The 19,867-nt window shown below is 35.5% G+C and carries 13 protein-coding genes and 2 tRNA genes; 10 read left to right on the top strand and 5 right to left on the bottom strand.

All coding sequences use genetic code 11. The annotated features are described in order from the left end of the window. Positions 1–46 precede the first annotated feature (46 nt). The 3 genes from ACFSAH_RS18205 to ACFSAH_RS18195 all read right to left on the bottom strand — a co-directional run bounded on the left by ACFSAH_RS18205 (position 47) and on the right by ACFSAH_RS18195 (position 2,378). Positions 47–457: a hypothetical protein gene (locus ACFSAH_RS18205; protein WP_003005586.1), complete on the bottom strand. Its 411-nt coding sequence runs from the start codon at positions 455–457 to the stop codon at positions 47–49. Between the two features lie 361 nt (positions 458–818). Beyond that, entirely contained in the window at positions 819–2,120 is a 1,302-nt protein-coding gene (locus ACFSAH_RS18200; RefSeq protein ID WP_039989860.1) for a site-specific integrase, read from the bottom strand. A 184-nt stretch (positions 2,121–2,304) separates the two neighbouring features. Beyond that, positions 2,305–2,378 (bottom strand) — tRNA-Ile (locus tag ACFSAH_RS18195). 353 nt (positions 2,379–2,731) lie between these two features. On the opposite strand from ACFSAH_RS18195, the gene ACFSAH_RS18190 reads away from it, so the two are divergent. Both ACFSAH_RS18190 and ACFSAH_RS18185 read left to right on the top strand, forming a co-directional pair. Then, a complete protein-coding gene (locus ACFSAH_RS18190; RefSeq protein ID WP_379664175.1) occupies positions 2,732–3,967 on the top strand; it encodes a metallophosphoesterase family protein in 1,236 nt (411 codons plus the stop codon). Then, on the top strand, positions 3,964–7,035 hold the full coding sequence (locus ACFSAH_RS18185) for an AAA family ATPase (RefSeq protein WP_379664174.1): 3,072 nt from the start codon (positions 3,964–3,966) through the stop codon (positions 7,033–7,035). The genes ACFSAH_RS18190 and ACFSAH_RS18185 overlap by 4 nt, the downstream gene beginning before the upstream one ends. 21 nt (positions 7,036–7,056) lie before the next feature. Here the strand turns inward: ACFSAH_RS18185 and ACFSAH_RS18180 are convergent, their stop codons facing one another. Continuing rightward, positions 7,057–8,064 carry a LacI family DNA-binding transcriptional regulator gene (locus ACFSAH_RS18180; protein WP_379664173.1) on the bottom strand — a complete coding sequence of 336 codons (1,008 nt, stop codon included), beginning with the start codon at positions 8,062–8,064 and terminating at the stop codon, positions 7,057–7,059. A 141-nt stretch (positions 8,065–8,205) separates the two neighbouring features. Between ACFSAH_RS18180 and ACFSAH_RS18175 the strand changes: the two genes are divergently transcribed. After that, on the top strand, positions 8,206–9,024 hold the full coding sequence (locus ACFSAH_RS18175; RefSeq protein ID WP_379664172.1) for an SDR family oxidoreductase: 819 nt from the start codon (positions 8,206–8,208) through the stop codon (positions 9,022–9,024). A 16-nt stretch (positions 9,025–9,040) separates the two neighbouring features. Continuing rightward, complete coding sequence (gene uxuA, locus ACFSAH_RS18170) at positions 9,041–10,219, top strand: mannonate dehydratase (RefSeq protein WP_379664171.1); 1,179 nt, start codon at positions 9,041–9,043, stop codon at positions 10,217–10,219. A 62-nt stretch (positions 10,220–10,281) separates the two neighbouring features. Here the strand turns inward: uxuA and rnhA are convergent, their stop codons facing one another. Next, on the bottom strand, positions 10,282–10,743 hold the full coding sequence (gene rnhA, locus ACFSAH_RS18165) for a ribonuclease HI (protein ID WP_379664170.1): 462 nt from the start codon (positions 10,741–10,743) through the stop codon (positions 10,282–10,284). 146 nt (positions 10,744–10,889) lie between these two features. Here rnhA and ACFSAH_RS18160 point away from each other — a divergent pair. The 6 genes from ACFSAH_RS18160 (at position 10,890) to ACFSAH_RS18135 (ending at position 19,826) form a co-directional block, all read left to right on the top strand. Next, positions 10,890–10,963: transfer RNA gene (locus tag ACFSAH_RS18160), tRNA-His, on the top strand. Between the two features lie 258 nt (positions 10,964–11,221). Then, positions 11,222–11,812 carry an RNA polymerase sigma factor gene (locus ACFSAH_RS18155; protein WP_379664169.1) on the top strand — a complete coding sequence of 197 codons (591 nt, stop codon included), beginning with the start codon at positions 11,222–11,224 and terminating at the stop codon, positions 11,810–11,812. A 156-nt stretch (positions 11,813–11,968) separates the two neighbouring features. Continuing rightward, complete coding sequence (locus tag ACFSAH_RS18150; RefSeq protein ID WP_379664168.1) at positions 11,969–13,213, top strand: FecR family protein; 1,245 nt, start codon at positions 11,969–11,971, stop codon at positions 13,211–13,213. A gap of 250 nt (positions 13,214–13,463) precedes the next feature. Next, positions 13,464–16,796: a TonB-dependent receptor gene (locus ACFSAH_RS18145; protein ID WP_379664167.1), complete on the top strand. Its 3,333-nt coding sequence runs from the start codon at positions 13,464–13,466 to the stop codon at positions 16,794–16,796. Positions 16,797–16,800: 4 nt separating this feature from the next. Beyond that, positions 16,801–18,291 (top strand): RagB/SusD family nutrient uptake outer membrane protein, encoded by a 1,491-nt coding sequence (locus tag ACFSAH_RS18140; protein ID WP_379664166.1) that lies wholly within the window; start codon positions 16,801–16,803, stop codon positions 18,289–18,291. A gap of 11 nt (positions 18,292–18,302) precedes the next feature. Further along, positions 18,303–19,826: a CBM96 family carbohydrate-binding protein gene (locus tag ACFSAH_RS18135; protein WP_379664165.1), complete on the top strand. Its 1,524-nt coding sequence runs from the start codon at positions 18,303–18,305 to the stop codon at positions 19,824–19,826. The last annotated feature ends 41 nt before the right edge of the window (positions 19,827–19,867 follow it).

Raw genomic sequence — 19,867 nt, 5'->3', positions numbered from 1 at the left:
GTGATATCAAGAGCAAAAGTCAAATTTTAACTTTCGAGGATGAAAGTTAAGCAACGATGATAAAGGGAGGACCTCGGAGGGAATATGCGCCGTAGAGCGGTGATTGGTAAACTGTATGCCTATCCGGTGGAAAGGTATGTCTTTGATAGATGACAATATATGCAACCGGAGCCTTGAAATCGGCAGGCAATGCCTTTATTGATTTTTCTGCATCTTTGGAAACTACAATTTTAGTGGCATCAGCAGTGGTAAATGCTGCATGTTCACCAGTGTGCATAAAACCCGAAAACGCAATCTCCAAAGGAGTTTCCTTACTGTTTTTATGATGATTATCATTGTCTTTATGATGTCCATCATTGACAATATCGGTGTGATGGTGGTGCGATACAATGCCATGACCCAGAATAACAATTTGGGCAACTATTAAAAATAATATGGCAGAGTACTTACGCAACATTACAGCAAAGATATAAAAAGTTCGGAAAAGATAATTATAGAAATTATAAAGTATTGGAAGAATGGTGGCTTAAAATCTTTATTTCCTTTACATTCTTAACGCTTAATTTGATTCCAAACAAATCCTTTCATCGTCGTCTCGGCTTTGTTGTCGTCCATAAAAAGATCAACCATACACCAAAAGCCACCCCAAATCCAATCCACGGTGTTTTCATAGACAAAGCAGCAAAGAAGCCTATCGTTGCAATGATGCAGGTAATAAAAAACCAAATTACATTTTTCATAATCAATCAAATTTACAATTTTAAAATATTACAAAGAATTACATGAGGAGTTAACCTCATGTAATCCGGTTATTATAATTAAGCGGCGATGCTTTCCGTTTCGTCCATTGCTTGTATTTTCTTCATCACCTTGATTTCGACTTTTCTTAGCTGTGCAATGACTTTGCGTTGTACGTCATCCACAATCTTCCAGTCTTTGGCAATATAAATATCCGTCGTACGGTTGCCCTCGTCGACATGGTTGAGCGCAAGAGCCACATCGTCCTTGCTCATTCGGCAATCGTTACGAGCCGTATTCGCAAAAGTGTGCCTTGCCCAATATAAAGTGAGTTCGGGTATTCCCGTCAACTTACGCAATTGCTCCATGCCTTTTGACAATGCCCAATTAAGGCAATTGGCACTTGAATAACGCTCACGCAATTTTCCTAAATATTTCTCCAATAAAGGTTTTGCCTCGTCAACAATCTTGATACTGATAAAGGCATTGTCTTTGCGTTTACCCTCCGTCTTGGAGCGATTATAATCTACACGACCGTTCCTAATATCACGTTCTGTTATTTGATAAAGGTCTACAGCATTCATTCCGCAGAGGTAGAACGAAAGCATATAAAGTTCTTTGGCCAATTCTGCACGGCTTCCGGGTTTAGTGACACAATCCCGAATAATCAACACCTGTTCAAGTGTATTATTCCTTTTCTTAGTGAGGGGCGGGGAACCAACCTTATATTTCTTGAATGGATAGTGCTTGATACGGTATATTCCGAGGTCTTCGTTATTATAAAGTTCTCGTGCAGCATTGAATAATGTCCGTAAGTCGCGCATGTGATTATGTAATCCACTATCCGATAAACCTTTTTCGGTGGTAACTACTGGCTTATTGTCTTGATTGTAGCGTGTCATTGTTCGCTCGGATCGTAGATAACGCTCGTAGGCCATTAGCATATTGGAGTTGATCTCCTTAATGGAAACGGATGGCCGTTTAAAATAATCGACAAGGCTGTTACGGATTACTGCTTGATTTTTGGCCGATCCACCGCGTCCCTCTTTTTTTAGGCGTTCGATGTGTTGAGTACAAAACTTAATGAAGTCGATGTCCTCGTCCTTATCACGCAAGTAATCTCGCAGTGATGTAGCTGTAAAATAATCAAGTCGGTCGTCGAGGTCGCTTATCATCTTCCGATAATCTCTTAGCTGTTGTTCGACCTTGTCTGCAATAAAAGGATCTTTGATTTTAAAATCCTTTGTCAGTTGCTTCTTGACAACAAAGTGATTGGTGTCAATAAACTTTCTTTCACTTTTGTGATGGACACAAATTTTTACATTGTAAGTTCCATCTGCTTTCTTGTGGTGTTCATAAACCTTTGCGCTTACGGTTGCCATAATTTTTTCAATTAGCACGCAAAAATTTCCGTTACCTATTTGTTTCGGTTTTGCGTGAAGTTCAACAAAAAACTATGTAAAACCAGCCATAGGGGCGATTTACCCGTGACCGTCTCGCCGAAGAAATCGGCTCAAAGAAATGAAAAAAAAACCGCTTCAAAATTTCTTCTGAAACGGCTTTTTGTGCGCCCAGCTGGGCTCGAACCAGCGACCAAGAGATTATGAGTCTCCTACTCTAACCAACTGAGCTATAGGCGCTTATGTTGTTTTACCTGTCGTCAAACAGGTAATTTTTTTAAACTTGTTGAGTTTTTTCAAACTCTAACTTTTCAATGTCAATCAGAACACTTTTTTTACTATGTAATCCTGACTTTCAACGCCTTAACCAGTTAGATTATGAGTCTTCTACTCTAACCAACTGAGCTATAGGAGCCGAAATCATTTCTGATTTGCGATGCAATATTAGGGAATTCTAAGCATATCTTAAAATATTTTTTAACCTAAAATCGCAATTCATTCAAAACAAAGCTATTATTTTTTAGTTTACGGTTTCAAGTTGTGTATTTATGACTTTTCGTAACCAAAACAGAAGCATTTAGTATCTTTAGAGCATGATCAGGATTCTACATACAGCAGATTGGCATTTAGGTAAAAAGCTAGAAAAGTTTTCCAGAATGTCGGAACAATTATCCGTAATGGAAGAAATTGTAAAGGTTGCTGATGAAAAAAATGTCGATTTGATTTTAGTAGCCGGAGATTTATTCGATAATTTTAATCCGGCAACAGAAGCTGTAGAATTACTGTACAAAACACTAAAAAAGCTTACCAATAATGGAAAACGTTTAGTGATAGCTATTGCAGGTAATCACGATTCGCCAGACCGTATAGAAGCGCCAGATCCTTTGGCTAAAGAATGTGGAATTATTTTTATTGGTTATCCTTATTCGCAAGTAGCTCCCTTTAAGCTAGAAAGCGGTATAGCAATTACTAAGAGCGAACCTGGCTTTTTAGAAGTATTATTTCCTGATATAGCCCATCCCATTCGTTTGTTAGTGACACCTTACGCTAATGAATATCGTTTGAAAACCTATTTAGGATTAGAAAATACAGATGAATCTTTAAGAGAAGTTTTAGAACAACATTGGGGTAAACTGGCAGAAACTTATTGTGATAATGAAGGGGTTAATATGCTGATGACACATCTTTTTGTTATGAAAAAAGGAACGGTACCTCCAGAAGAGCCGGAAGATGAAAAGCCAATATTACATGTGGGAGGTGCACAAGCTGTTTTTTCAGAGAATATACCATCACAAATGCAATATGTGGCATTGGGGCATTTGCATCGCTTTCAGCGTATAGATAATGAGCCGTGTCCCATTGTTTATAGTAGTAGCCCACTAGCTTATAGTTTTTCGGAAGCTGAACAAAAAAAATACCTGGTTTATATAGAGGCGGAGACAAACAAACCTATAAACTATCAGAAAATAGAATTACAATCTGGTAGAACGTTATACAGAAAAAGATTTGAAGATATTCAGGAAGCGGTAAATTGGCTTGTAGATCATCCTAATGCTTTAGTAGAGCTCACTTTGATAAGTGACGATTTTTTAAAGGCAGAAGAACGACGGTTGCTTTATCAGAGTCATGATGGTATTATAACGTTAATTCCCGAAATCAGAAAGAAAGCATCAGCGAACGAAGTAGAAAATGAGTCGGGAATAGACTTAAGTCTTCAAATGGATGATCTGTTTGTTGCTTATTTTAAATCCCGTAATAATGGTCAAGCCCCAAATGAGGATTTAATGAATTTATTTAAGGAGATTAAAGCAGAGCAGATTAACGAATGATTCCCGTTTCATTAACAATAAAAGGTTTATATTCTTATCAACAAGAGCAAACCATAGATTTTACCAAACTGCTGGAAGGTCAGCTTTTTGGGATATTTGGCTCAGTAGGATCGGGTAAGTCTTCTGTTTTAGAAGCTATTTCTTATGCTTTATATGGTGATACAGAGCGATTGAACCGTACTGATAACAGAAGTTATAATATGATGAACCTAAGATCTAACGAGTTACTGATAGATTTTGTTTTTGTCAATTATGATCAACATCAGTATCGATTTGTGGTTAGGGGGAAAAGGAATTCGAAACAACATGATAAGGTAGGGACGTTAGAACGTACGTCTTATAAGTTGGAAAAAGATGGTAGCTGGCAACCTTTAGAAGGGGCTAATGGTGAAAAAGTAATTGGATTAAGCTACGATAATTTCAGAAGAACTATTATCATTCCTCAGGGTAAATTTCAGGAGTTTTTGCAATTGGGCGATAAGGACAGAACTGTGATGCTGCGGGAGATATTTCAGTTGGAAAAATATGAGTTCTTTTATCAGGCAGCTTCTTTAGAGAAAAAGAATACCGAAAATGTACAGCATTTGAATGGAGAGCTTGCAAATTATCAAAATGTGTCTGTTGAAGAGATTGAACATAGCAAACAACGTTTGGTAGAATTGACTAAGCAAGTGTCTCAAGCTAAATTACAAATGGAAAGCAAAGTTTTGCAAGTACAGTCTTTAGAGAAATTAAGGCAAACCTATACAGAGTATCAATCTCAGTTGCGTCATCAGCAAGAACTGGAAGGTAGGAGAGCATACTTTGAAAATCTGAAAAAAAAGCTTGAACAATACAGTTATGGTCTTCAATATTTTAAGACAGATCTGGTACAGCAGTCGAAATTAACACAGCAAGAAGGTCAGATAAATCAGGAATTATCTTCGCTAATAATAAGTTTAGATAAAGTTTTAAATGAGCTGAATAATAATGTGTTGAAATTGTCAAATGTCAAATTGTCATACGATAAAGTAGATGATTTAAAGATACAATTACAGGATGTTGAGCGATTGTCTGCAGTGCGAAAATTAGAAGAAGAAACTGCGGAATTAGCTATAAGAGTAGATAAGGGAAAAAAGCTTCTCCAGGATAAGGAAACCGAGCGTATTCAGTTGAATGCATCTCTGGATATGCTTGCAGAAGAGGAGAAGCATGTTAAAAAGCAATTGCTTGATTTGGGCTATCTAAACGTATTAAAGCAATGGTATCTCAATAAAAAACATCTGAAAAGTTTCGTAGATCAGGATGCTTCTGAATTGCATATTGTCGAGAATCAGATTAATAATATAAAAGAACAAATACTAGAGATAAGTAAAGGTGAGTTGTTGATTAATAGTGTGTTAAATTCTGTTTTTTCTTTAGAGTTAATCCGAAATAAGCTCGAATTACTAGAAAAAGAAGAGGTTTTAATCAACGAAAAGTTTAATCATTATCAGTTACAACTCAAGTTGGGTGAATATGTTGCTAATTTAAAACCTAATGAACCTTGTCCTCTTTGTGGTTCGTCGGATCATCCGCAAACGTTACATGTAGAGGACGTTGCTTCGCATCAGCAGGAAGAACAAGAGAAATTAGTAGAGCTCAAAAAAAACAAAAAAACTTTAGGAGATCTTTTAATTAGTTTTCAAAACTTGGAATATGCTTTAAAAAATCAACAAGAAGCCAAAGAAAAGCTCTTATTGAGGTTTAAACAACATAACCTGGATTTAGAAAAGCATTTACAAACTTTTATATGGAAGGATTTTAATGCAGATGATGAAGCCTTACTTGAAAAGAAAGAACAGGAGGTCGAAGAATTACAGCGTGTATTAGATAGTAAGGAATTGTTATTGGAAAAACAGAGACAGCAATTAAAAGCAGAGGAAGACACGATAAGTAAATACAGAGCTGCGCTGGATAAAATATTGCTAAGTTACAGGGAAAAAGAGGGGCAGGTAGCACTTTTAAAGCAACAATTGGTTACTAAAGATTTGTTAAATGCTAATTATAGCTTAACTCAGTTAGAAGAAGAGAAATCTGCCTTGACTCAGCGTATCTTAACCATACAAACCGAGTATGAAAAACTGACTCAACAGATAGAGGAACAGAAACAGCAACAGATAGTTTTTTCAGAACGTAAGCATAATTTATCTACTCAGCTGAAGGTGATTAACGATGAGCTGGAGCACATAGCTGCACAATTAGGACAAAATCTCTCTAATTCTCCATTTGCAGATATTAATCAGGTAAAAGAAGTGCTGTCTGAGGTTATGAATGTTCAGGAACAAGATAAAGCAATTCAGCAATTTAATGCGCAACTGTACAATGCAGAACAGAACACCCAAAGATTGGCTAAAGAACTGGAAGGGAAATTGTTTGATGAAGAGAATTACCAATTAGAAAAAGAACAGTTAAAAGTTGTTACCGAGGTTTTTGAAACACAGAATGCGCAGAAAATAAAAGAAGACGTTTTTTTGAAAAGACAAGAAGAAGATCTTGAAAAGAAACAGGTTTTGCTGGCAAATCTGGAAACATTAAAGATCCGTTCAGAAAATATAGATAAACTAAAGAATTTATTTAGATCTAGTGGTTTTGTGAATTATATATCAAGTTTTTACCTTCAACAATTATGTGCTGCTGCTAATGAACGTTTTTATAAACTAAGCCGTCAGCAATTAAAATTAGAACTCTCTGATAAGAACGATTTTTTAATAAGAGATTATTTAAACGACGGGAAATTGAGAAGTGTAAAAACGTTATCGGGGGGGCAAACCTTTCAGGCTTCGCTTTCGCTAGCTCTGGCATTGGCAGAAAGTGTGCAGAAGCAAAACAAGTCAGAACAGAATTTTTTCTTTCTGGATGAAGGTTTTGGATCTTTAGATAAAGAAGCTTTACAGGTAGCGTTTGATACTTTAAAATCTTTAAGAAAAGAAAATAGAGTAGTTGGGGTCATTTCACACGTAGAAGATTTACAACAAGAGATAGATGTATTCTTAAAAGTGATGAATGACGCCAATCAGGGGAGTCTGATTACAGGAAGTTGGGAATAGAAAATAGTCTATTTAGATTATTTAATTTTCTGTTGATGCTCTGAACGATATTTCAGAATCTATCATCAGATCCTCAATTTCGTCAAGATGCTTGTTCTTAAGTAAATTAAGTAGTAAAGTAGCCGAACTTTCTCCAATTTCGTAGGCTGGTTGCACAATTGTTGTTAATGGAGGGCTAAAATGTCGGGCAATATTTAAGTTAGAATAAGCCAGTAATTTAAGGTTGTTGGGAATTGTTAAGTCAATCTGTTTACAGGCATCATAAGTAGCCATTGCAAGGTGTTCAACAGAAGCGAATAAAGCATCAGGTTTTTTATTTAGGATAAACCTTTTGATTTTTTCAATATTTTCATCAGCATCCTGCTCCAAAGTTAATATCAGATTGTTGTTTGGTTTCAGGTTATAATCAGTTAAAGCCTGCTGGTAACCTTTTAATCGCTTTTCAATATTTTGAAGGTTTTTGCCAAACTTTAAAAAACCAATACTGTTACAATTATTTTCAATCAAATGTACTGTAGCAGCGTAAGAACTTTCGTAATCGTTGCTGGTAACAGAAGAAAAAGGCATATTTTCTATGGTTCTGTCAAATAATACCACAGGTATTTTTCGTTCAACAAAGCTTTCCAGGTGCTTGCCGTCGGTAGTTTCGGCAGACGTAGATAATAAAATACCGTCTACCCGTCCATCAATAAGATGTTGTACAATCTCAGTTTCTTTGTCAATTTTTTCATCAGAACAACAAATAATTACATGGTAACCTTTGTTGTTGGCCACAGCTTCTACACCTTTGGTTATCTGAGAAAAGAATACGCTGGATATTTCTGGAATTACAAGAGCAATAGTTTTACTTCTGTTTTTACGTAATGAGGAAGCAAAAGGATTAGGGCGATAATTAAGTTCCTGAGCAAGAGCATTAACCTTATCTTTAGTCTCCTGACTAATTTCATAGCTATCATTGAGTGCCCTGGATACAGTTGGCACCGATAAATTAAGCTGTTTAGCAAGTTCTTTAAGCGTTATATTTTTCATCTGAAAAAAGAACGTAATGGATTACGTAAAAAAATACTAAAAATATAGGCTAAAATACCTAAAAAATAAGGAAATTCATCGATAATATTATCTGTTCCGTTAAAAAGAACCATTATTTCAAAAATAAAAAACTATAGATATATGAATAATAATCCATTTTCTTTAGAAGGGAAAGTCGTTGTCGTAACCGGAGGAACCGGTGTACTTGGGAAATCTTTTGTAAGTGCCATAGCACAGGCAGGAGGTAAAGTAGCCATACTAGGCAGAAAAGAAGATGTTGCTAAAAACAGGGCAGCAGAAATTAATGCCAGTGGAGGCCAGGCAATAGGTGTTGCCGCAGATGTTTTAGATGAGCAAAGTATGATCCAAGCTAAAGAAATTATTCTTAAAGAGTTTGGAAAAATAGATGCTTTGGTAAATGGAGCCGGAGGTAACATGCCAGGAGCGGTAGTGGAGCCAGGAGCCGATATTTTTAAACTGGATATTCCGGCATTGCAACAAGTATTAAACCTTAACCTTTTTGGTTCTGTAATACCTACACAAGTTTTTGGTCCAGATATAGTAAGTACAGGCAATGGTGTTATTGTTAATATCTCATCTATGTCTGCCCAAAGAGTAATAACAAAAGTATTAGGCTATAGTATGGCAAAAACAGCTATAGATAGTTATACAAAATGGTTTTCTGTAGAGTTAGCAAACCGTTACGGAGATGCTATCAGAATGAATGCTATTGCTCCGGGATTTTTCCTTACTGAACAAAACAGAGATTTATTGACCAATCCGGATGGAACATATAAAGAAAGAGGAAATTTAGTGGTTAAGCAAACTCCGTTTAAACGTTTTGGAAAAGCAGAAGAATTAGAAGGTGCATTGGTATGGTTATTAAGCGATGCTTCTAAATTTGTGACAGGTACGGTAGTTAATGTAGACGGAGGTTTTGCCGTTTTTGGTGGTGTTTAAGATTTAGCGAAAAAGAATGAATTATAGAATGATCCAGACCATGCGTTGGTATGGACCTAATGATCCCGTTAGTTTATCTGATATTTTGCAGGCGGGTTGTACAGGAGTAGTAAGTGCCTTACATCATATTCCTAATGGAGAAGTGTGGACTTGTGAAGAGATAAAAAAACGTCAGGAGATAATAGAAAATGCAGGTTTAGTATGGAATGTAGTAGAAAGTGTGCCGGTTTCGGAAGCTATAAAAACACAAACCGGAGATTATATTCTGCACATAGAAAATTATAAAACGTCTATCAGAAATCTGGCGAGTTGTGGTATCAGTACTGTGACTTACAATTTTATGCCTGTTTTAGATTGGACCCGAACCGATCTGGCCTACGAAGTGGAAGACGGATCTAAGGCTTTACGATTTGAGAAAGCTGCTTTTGTTGCTTTTGATGTCTTTATCCTGAAAAGAAAGGGAGCGGAGTCTGATTATACCGCTGAGGAGATCAAGAGGGCAGAAGAGCGTTTTAAGCTCATGTCAGAGGATGAGAAGTTGCTTCTGCAAAGAAACATTATAGCCGGTTTGCCGGGAAGCGAGGAAAGCTTTACTTTAGAGAAATTTCAAAATGCTTTAGATCAGTATAAAGGTGTTGATGCTGAGCAGCTGAGGGCAAATCTGATTTATTTTCTTTCGCAGATTATACCTGTAGCAGAAGAATGTGGTGTGAAAATGGTAATACACCCTGACGATCCTCCCTATAGTATTTTGGGATTGTCAAGGGTGGTAAGCACAGCTTCGGATATTCAGGCTCTGGTAGATGCAATACCTTCATTAAGTAATGGATTATGTCTTTGTACCGGATCATTTGGTGTTAGAGCAGATAATAATCTTCCTGAAATGGTAAAACAATTTGGTGACCGCATTAATTTCCTGCATTTAAGAAGTACCAGGAGAAATGAATTTGGTGATTTCTATGAAGACAATCATCTAGAAGGAGATGTAGATATGTTCGCCGTAGTAAATGAAATTGTAGATTTAATGCAAAGGAGGGGAGAGTGTATTCCTATGCGGCCAGATCATGGACATCAAATGCTGGACGATTTGAATAAAACAACTAATCCGGGTTATTCTGCTATTGGGCGTTTAAGAGGTTTGGCCGAATTGAGAGGGCTGGAGCACGGAATTGCAATGAGTAAAAAATCTGTATAAGCTTTTTTGAAAAACCTGAAGATGGTATAGTAAACTGTCTTCAGGTTTTTTGAATTTTATTTTTAAGTATTCCCATTTGTAGCCTCAAATACAGTATCTATTTTCAAATCTTTGCTTTTAGAAGCCAAAACCGCTAACTGATCACATCTTTCATTTTCAGGATGCCCGGCGTGTCCCTTTACCCAAATAAAGCTTACTTTATGAATTTTATAAAGTTGTAAAAATCTTAACCAAAGATCTTTATTCTTTTTTCCTTCAAATCCTTTTTTTAACCAACCAAATACCCATTTTTTTTCTACTGAATCAATCACATATTTAGAGTCAGAATATACAGTAACCGTCTGATTAGGTTTCTTAATTGCTTCCAGTCCAATACATACTGCAAGTAGCTCCATTCTGTTGTTGGTGGTTATCCTAAATCCTTCAGAAATTTCTTTATAATGAGGACCTGAACGTAGGATTACACCATATCCTCCAGGACCCGGATTACCGCTTGAAGCACCGTCTGTATACAATTGAATCATGTAGCGAAGGTAAGCATTGCTATTAAAATCTGTAGGGTAAAAGTTTTTTAGTCTTATAATCAGATGATTAATTGAAAAAATGAAAAAAAAGCTTTAAAAGTTGTTTAATCTGCTTTTTTGTTATACTTTTGTCGTCACAAAACACGGTAGGCATAGCTCAGTTGGTTAGAGCATCAGATTGTGGTTCTGAGGGTCGTGGGTTCGAGCCCCATTGCTTACCCGCTAAAAGGCAAAAGATTTTAATAATCTTTTGCCTTTTTTTATTTTAGTATATCATCAATTTACATTTAGTAAATGTAGCAAGTGTACTTATACACAATGTTATTTTTAATTGAAAATGTAGTACCTCTAACTTATTGAATAATGTTATAGAGAGAGATTTCATGACAATCTGTGTAATTTAGATTTTTATTGCTTATTAGGTATTTTATTTATGTAGTATGTTTTTTGATTTTTTTTGCATTAAATTGCGTTTACAATGACGACTATAGATTCCCATTTAAATTTGTTAAGAGAAGGAAAGCAAAAAGGGCTTCGATACTTTATGCAAAAACATTTGCGTGAGCTAACCTATTTTGCACAACGTATTGTGAAAAGGGAAGAAGTCGCGGAAGAAATTGTACAAGACACTTTTGTAAAAGTATGGGAGGCGAGAAAGAATTTTAAATCCTTAGAGAATATAAAGGCTTTTTTATACATATCTACCAGAAATGCCTGTTTTAATCATTTAGAATTAGCAGATACACGCCGGCGTACTAACTATGATGAATTGTCAGAAGAAATTTTACAGCCAGGTAATGATGTGTTGACAGGAATTATTCATACAGAAACCATAGCCCTTATTTATCAGGAATTAGAACGGTTACCTACACAGCAAGCTAAGGTCTTTAGGTTGTCTTATTTTGAAGGACTTTCTACAGAAGAAATTTGTTTAGAGTTGGGTATTTCTCCAAATGCCGTATTTCTAGCTCGTTCCAGAGCGACACAAACTTTACAAAAATTCTTTAAGAATAAAGGTTTGTTGTATTACATTATATTCTTATATATTCTTTCTACCCCTGTTAGATAGGTTTATTTTATTTATTATTTGTGTGTTAATGAGTTAATCTGCTGTACTTATTATTCCATTTCTATCCCTAAAATTCGGTCTAATAAAAAAAAATAAAATTTTAAGACAGGTTCTTTGACTTTTCCTGTTTCTATTAGAAAATACGAAAAAGAAAAGATGCATAACGTACGGACTGAAATTTCGGTATTGATTTTTAGGAAGCTTCAAGGAACGATTACCTCTGAAGAACTGTCTGTATTGGAAGAGTGGACAAATGTGGCACCAGAGAACCGTACGTTGTTGGATGAATTGTCTAACGAAGAACTGTTGGTAGCTGATTTAAAGTTATTTGATGAGTTGTGGAAAAATAGAGATGGTGCAAAAAAGTCCAAAAAAATGGAACAGGTTGTATTATCCCGTATATCTGTTCCCGTAAAAAGTATTTGGAAGAAGTGGTTGCCTTATGCTGCTATTCTTGTTGGTATTACCGTGTGTGTCGGGCTTTGGATGCTAAATCATTATCATTTAACGAGGGAAAAGCAACCTATAAGTATTAATCTTAAAAAGATCCCTTCTATAGATAACGGTGCAGTTTTAACATTGGCTGACGGGCAAAAGATTAGTCTGAATACAGAACAAGAAGGAATAATTATCAGCGACAATATCCTTTATCAGGATAGTTCTATGGTATTAGATAATGATGTATACTCTATAAACAGAAAAAGAGATCTTAAAAATAACTCAAAAAAAGAATACTTGACTCTTACAACTCCGAAAGGAGTGAGTTACAAAGTAATTCTTTCAGATGGGACTCAGGTTTGGCTTAATGCGGGAACTACATTGTCTCTTCCAGCAAAATTTGAGGATGAAGAACGTATAGTAGAGTTACAGGGAGAGGCATATTTTGATGTGGCTTCAAAAATTAATAAAGTAACAAAAAGTAAAGTTCCTTTTATAGTTAAAACTAACGGACAAAGTTTAAGAGTCATAGGCACCCAGTTTAATGTGTCGGCTTATGAGGGAGATACTGATATAACAACCACTTTGGTGGAAGGGATAGTTGCTATTCGCCCAGTAACTACCAAAGAATCAGGTGAAATTGATAAGCAAGAAATTATATTAAAACCTAATCAACAAAGTAAGAAAGGTCTAAATGGAGCTATTCAGGTAAAAGAAGTAGATGTTACCTCGTTTATTGCATGGAAAGAGAACCTATTCCACTTTAAGAATACTCCTTTAGATGAAATGATGAAGCAAATAGCTCGCTGGTATGATTTAAAAGTGGTGTACACTAAGGGGATTCCTGAAGAGACTTTTACTGGTAAGATGAGTAAAAATTTACCTATACAATCAATCGTTGAATTGCTAAATGCTTCGAATATTAGTGTTCGTTTAGAGGGGAAGAAGCTCATTGTAAATTAAAAAAATAATCATTTAACATATTTAATAGGTATTTAAAATATATAGAGTATGGGGGAATAAAGTATTAACCAAAACAAACAGTACAAGAAAGGGAAGTGCGGCTAACACTTCCCCTATTGTTCGGATAGACCAAGTATTAAACGAAATATTATTTAAACCATCCAAACGTACAAACGTAATGATAAATTATGTTATTCGCTCATTAGGCTGTCAAAAAAGATCTAGTGAGTCTAACCAATTATTGCGAATTATGAAGCTAACATCATTGTTATTGCTATGTTTTTGCTTGCATATAAGTGCTGCATCACTGTCGCAAACAGTTACATTAAAAGTTAAAAGCCAACCTTTAACCAAAATTCTGGAAACTATAGAGAAACAAACAGGATATCTGATTATATATAATGATCGTTATGTAAGACCTAATACATTAGTTTCCGTTAATGCAGATAATAAATCTCTGGAAGATGTTTTAGAAAGTGTATTAACTCCGCTATCGTTAACCTATTTTATGAAGGAAAAAACTATAGCAATTAGTTACAAGCGAGGGATAAAAACAGAGGTAAACACCTTAAACAGTATCAAGCAATTACCAAAAACTATAACCGGAATAGTATCTGACGATACGGGAGAGGTTTTGCCAGGAGTTCTTATTGCAGTTAAAAATACAAAGACTTATGCTCAAACTAATGTAGACGGAGGATACTCTATAAAAGTGCCTGAGGAAGGCTCCATATTGGTTTTCTCAATTATGGGTTTTGATAACTCAGAAGTCACTGTAGGAAACAAGAATGTGATTAATGTATCCATGAGAAAAACCTTTAAAAAATTGGAAGAGGTAGTAGTAGTAGGGTATGGTACTCAATCTAAAAGAGAGCTTACGGGAGCGGTATCTTCTATAAAAGAAGAACAAATGGACCAATTTGCCGGAGGTTCTTTGGTAACAAGTATGCAGGGGAAAATTGCAGGGTTACAGATAACTACCAATTCAGGAGAACCTGGAGCTGGAGCTAATATAACATTAAGGGGAGTATCATCCATAAATGGGGCAAGCCAACCCTTGTATATTATTGATGGAGTAATTATGGAAAATACAGCTTTTACGTCTCTCTCTGAAGACGGCGCCAGTTTTAGTCCATTAAATGATATCAACCCATCAGATATAGCCTCCATTGAAGTATTGAAAGATGCCGGAACAGCCTCTATTTATGGTGCAATGGCTTCTAATGGTGTAATTTTAATTACTACAAAAAGTGGTTCAACATTTAAAAAACCAACTATTAATTTTTCATATAATAGCAGTTTTGTTGAAATTTCCAGAAAAATAGGAGTTCTTAATGCTGCGCAGTTTCGTGAAGCTAACTATGAAGCTAATCTGAATGCTAGAGGGACCCCTAAAGATCGTATTCCTTTATATGACTCGTTACATCCCTATTACCGTAATTCCTATAACTGGCAGGATATTATGTACAGAACCACTTATCAGCAAAAATTTGATTTTAGTATTGGGGGGAGTTCGAAAGAAAAAAATGTAGACTACTTTGTTAGTGTGGGGTACAGAAATTTACCTCCTGTGATGATAGAAACAAAATATAGGCAGGTTTTTGGAACAGCAAAGGTTAATTATAAACTCAATAAGTCTATCCGTGGGACAACAAGTTTTAATCTTTCCAATTTCCAATACAATAGGCAGGATAATGGGGTTGTTTTTAGGTATCTCACCACTATGCCGGTTTATTCGCCTTATGATCCTATTACAGGGCAATTAATACCTCTATTTGAGGGGTCTAAAGCCAATCCTATTGCCAGGGTACAATATGAAACCAACGATATAAAACGATGGAATTTTATAGGACGACAAGAAGTAGGAGTAAATATTATTAAAGGCTTAGATTTCAAAACTGTTTTTGCATTAAATGTTAGTGATACAGAGGCATTTTATTATTGGCCTCCTATACTGTCACCAAGTTCTTCTGCAACACCAACTTATAGTGATTATCGCCCAGAAATGACCACTTTATTTGATCAGTCTAATACATTGACCTATACTAAAAAAATAAAAGGGGGTCATAATTTAACAGCATTATTAGGTCAGTCTTACAGATTGGTTAAAACTAACTCTACTTATGTAAGGGGGCTTGACAATATTGATAATCAAATTACTTCTATAAATGGTTCCGCAAGAATCAGGACTTTTAGTCAAAATATGCAAGAAAATGCCTTGCTCTCTTATTTCACAAGACTTAACTATAATTATAAAGGAAAATACCTTGCTTCATTTGTAATGCGCAGAGATGGTTCATCTCGTTTTGGAGAAGATAACAGAAATGCATATTTCCCATCAGTATCAGGAGGGTGGCGGTTTTCTCAGGAAAAATTCATGAAAGCTTATAAATGGTTATATGATGGTAAAATAAGAGCCAGTTATGGGGTGACAGGAAACCAATTTATAGGTAATTATGCATCACAAGGGGCTATTGGAAGAGCTGGTTCTTATTTGGAAGAGGTTGCTTTAACAGTTAATACTATGCCCAATAAGGATCTTAAATGGGAAACTACCCGACAATTGGATATAGGAGCTGATTTATCTTTTCTAAAAGGAAGGTTAAATTTTACAGCAGATTATTATGTAAAGAATAGCTATGACTTGTTGTTTAATGTGCTAATACCTTCCCAAACAGGGTATAATAGTATGCCCTTTAATTTAGGTGATTTAAGTAATAAAGGATTTGAATTTGATATTAATGGAGTAGTCCTCAATAAAGGCGTAAAATGGACATCAACATTTACTTTTGGCACCAATAAAAATACGGTAACCTCTTTACCGGGCGGAGAAGACTATCGTCCGAATGCCTACAGTTTAGCAAGAGTAGGGGAAGCAGTAGGTGTTTTCTATGGTTATAAGGCTCTTGGAGTGTATGCTCGTGATGAAGATAATGTCTACATAGACCATAATGGGGTTTCGTCCCAATATAGGAAAGGATCTGTGAATGGAGATATTTATAAAGGAGGAGATGTCATATTTGAAGATGTTAATAATGACGGTGTTATTGATATTAACGATTGGCAAATTATAGGTAATCCTACTCCTAAAGCTTTTGGCGGTTTACAAAACAAGTTTGAATACAAAAGATTTACGTTAAACGTTTTTGTTAATTATGTTTTCGGCAACAAGATATTTAATCAGTTGTGGAGAAACCAGGATAGTAACCAATGGGAACCAAATTATTCTGACAAACAACTGCGCAGGTGGAAAAAACAAGGAGATGTTACCGATATACCAAGACTGGTTTTAGGAGACCCGATGCAGAATTATGCGGTAAGTAGTCTTTTTATCGAAGACGGCTCATTTATCAGGTTACAGAATATAGCACTAAGCTATAATTTGCCGACCAGTATCACAAAAAAGCTGAACATGGCAAGTGCCAACATTGGAATTAACGCACAAAACCTGTTGACTTTTGGAAGCTATACAGGTTATGACCCTGAAGTGAGTGCTGGTGTTAATCCATTTGGATTTGGTGTAGACAACGGTGCTTTTCCTAAAAGCAGATCGTATAACCTATCTCTAAACATAAAGTTTTAGTAAAATGAAAAAGATATCGAATATATTTTTAAGTGTATGTCTGTTAATCTGTTGTTCCTGTGAATCTGTTTTAGATAAAGAACCTATAACAGGATACTCGTATCAGAACTTCTGGAATGAACCGGCGCAAGCAAGCGCAGCGTTGAATGGAGCTTATTTCAGATTGCAAACAACACTTAATACAGAGTTTATAACTTATGGAGAAGCCAGAGCAGATAACCTGGATGTTAAATTATATAATGCGGGTACTTATGCATTAGCCAATAATACATTAAATGCAGATTATGCATATACAGACTGGGGGAATTTTTATAGAGTTATAGGACAGGTGAATCTTATAATTAAAAATGTGCAGGAGATGAAAGCTAAAGGTTTGTATGTAAATAAAGATGCAGAATATAATAGAATTTTGGGTCAGGCTTTAGGTTTAAGAGCATTATGTTATCTGTGGATGGTAAAAGTATGGGGGAATGTACCATTGGTAACAGATCCGGTAGAGTACGATGGAGATATTAATGCTTTTAAAAGAACTCGTACAGATACTTTACAGGTGTACAATCAAATCTCTACAGACTTATTAAGAGCACAACCGCTGTTACCCGCCTCTTATACTGATAACAGAAAAACAAGGGCAACTTTAACTAAAGGAGCTATAGATGCTATGCTCACAGATTATTATATGTGGCGAAATAAACTGGATAGTGCATTAATAACCTCGAATAGAATTTTAAGTAATACCACTCAATACAAGTTGGCCAATCTTTATGATTCGTCTATCGATTTTTTCTCAAAACCACATGTAGATATAGACAATACGGAATATGCTAAAATGTTTATTGAAGGATTTAGCGCAGAGTCCATATTTGAAATAGCCTTTAGTTATGCTGAGGGAACAAACTCAGGGTTAGCATCATTATTTGGAGGTGGTTCTGCTGTAGTGTTTTACTATGTGCACCCTGCATTTGTCTCTATATTTTCATCAACTGATTTAAGGCTGAGAAACAATTTTAAATCAGAAAGCCAAATATTCAAGATGTTTCCTAAGGGCACCTTTGACAGAGCAAAAGAGAATGATAAAAATGTGATTTTATACCGTTTGGCGGATATCATTTTATTAAGAGCAGAAGCATTGGTTTTAAAAGGTGATTTAAATGGAGCCTGGACATTGTTAAAAAGAGTAAGAGAAAGAGTTTTTGGCGTAGCTAGTGCTACAAATACTTCTAATAATAATTTGACAGGTCCAACTGGAAGTACTACAGAATCTAATTTTAAGGCTATGACAATTGCTGATGCGCATGAGGTTATACTTGAGGAGCGTAGAAAAGAGCTTTGTTTTGAAGGAAAACGGTGGTTTGATTTGGTAAGAACAGGTAAAGCTATCTCTAAAATGGAATCTATTAACGGGCTTAAAAGTCAGGAAAATATACTGTTTCCTATTAACCTGAATATTATTAGGCAAAACCCCCTAATAGAACAAAATGAGTATTACAAATAAACGAAAGCGTTATGAAAAGATTAAAATTTATACAAAGTGTTTTTGTTGCGGTAATAATTGTATGTATGTCTTCTTGTGAGAAGTTTTCTCTATTAAAAGATGCAAAAACAGAACATAATCCAGCCGGATACCAATTGTTAGACAAAACTATGTGGGAGTATTTATCAGAGAATAATTTCCATGAAAACGATTCGACAAATATAGGTTTGTACGGAAGGGCAGTAGAACAAGCCGGTTTAAGGTCTTTATTTGATGATAATAATGTCAATCTAACAGTTATTATTCCTCAAAATGCCAGTTTAAAAACATTTATCAATAATCTGGGGTACAGTAATATCGGTGATGTTCCGCCTATTGTACTTAAGAATTTTTTACTCAATACTATAATAGATACAAGAGTAAGGTCTTTTGACCTGAATATTGGGCAAACAAACTCATATCCCAGCTTAAGTGGAGACAGTTTATATCTTAGAAGAACAGCATCATCTTCGGATGAATATATACTGACAGTAAATGCTTCTCAAACATCCAATTCTCAAAGTACAGGGGTAAGATCACAAAACCTGGAATTTAAAAACGGGGTGGCTCATGTTGTTAAGATGGTTACCCATTATATTGCTAGTACCAGCTTTCCAGATAAACCTGATGAATCTGCTGTAGGGTATTTAACAGATACATTATATGTGTCAAAGGATACTTATCTGGGTAATGGCGCAAGAAAATCTACCAACTTTGGTAGCGAGGACATGATTACTTCAAAATTAGCGAACGAAACTGGTGTGAACATCTCCTATGCCAAAAAAATGCTAGTACAGCTACCCGTTAAAGCTCCGACTTATGCCGGTGGTAGGATAGGTTCTGTTAAATTAGAAGTGTACATTAACAAAATAGAAGTTTCTTCAAGAGATTCTTATGTGAATTTTTATGAATGCAATAATGATGATTTTAATGAAATGGCAGTCAACTGGGGGAATGCTCCGGCATTTGGTTCAGTTCCCATAGGAGGATTAGATGCAAAAGGAAAGCTAAATACCTGGCAGAAAGTTGATATCTCGTCACATTATATTTCCTATCTGGAACAGGGGAAGACATTTATAAATATAGGAGCCTACACTGTTGCTGATAATGGAATCTCTTTCCGAAGCAAAGAATTTAATAATGGGAAATTTAAATCCCGTATCATCATGTATAATCCGGGTATATCTATTCTGTCTCCAGAAAATATCAATACAGTAGAGGTACCACTAAATAGTAAAGTTAAGGTACTTACACTAGATGATCTGCGTTTTAAAGGGACTGATGATAAGAATATTTCTTATGCAGTAACTACTCTGCCACAAAAAGGATTTCTGGTGATTAATAGTTTACCAGCAACCGTAAATACCTCATTTACTCAAGAACAAATTCGTAAGGGAGTAGTGAAATATTTGTATAACGATGATATAGCTGCTGCTGATGCTTTCTCTTTAGAAGCAAGAGACTTTCAGGGAGGTATATACGATCAAATTATAAATATGGCAGTGGCTATCAAATAACCAACTGTTTCTAATTCTAAACTTATTAATCATTTAATTAT

Source organism: Pseudopedobacter beijingensis (assembly GCF_042678145.1).
In the GTDB taxonomy this organism is placed as follows: domain Bacteria; phylum Bacteroidota; class Bacteroidia; order Sphingobacteriales; family Sphingobacteriaceae; genus Pseudopedobacter; species Pseudopedobacter beijingensis.
This window is presented reverse-complemented; position numbering and strand designations above follow the sequence as displayed.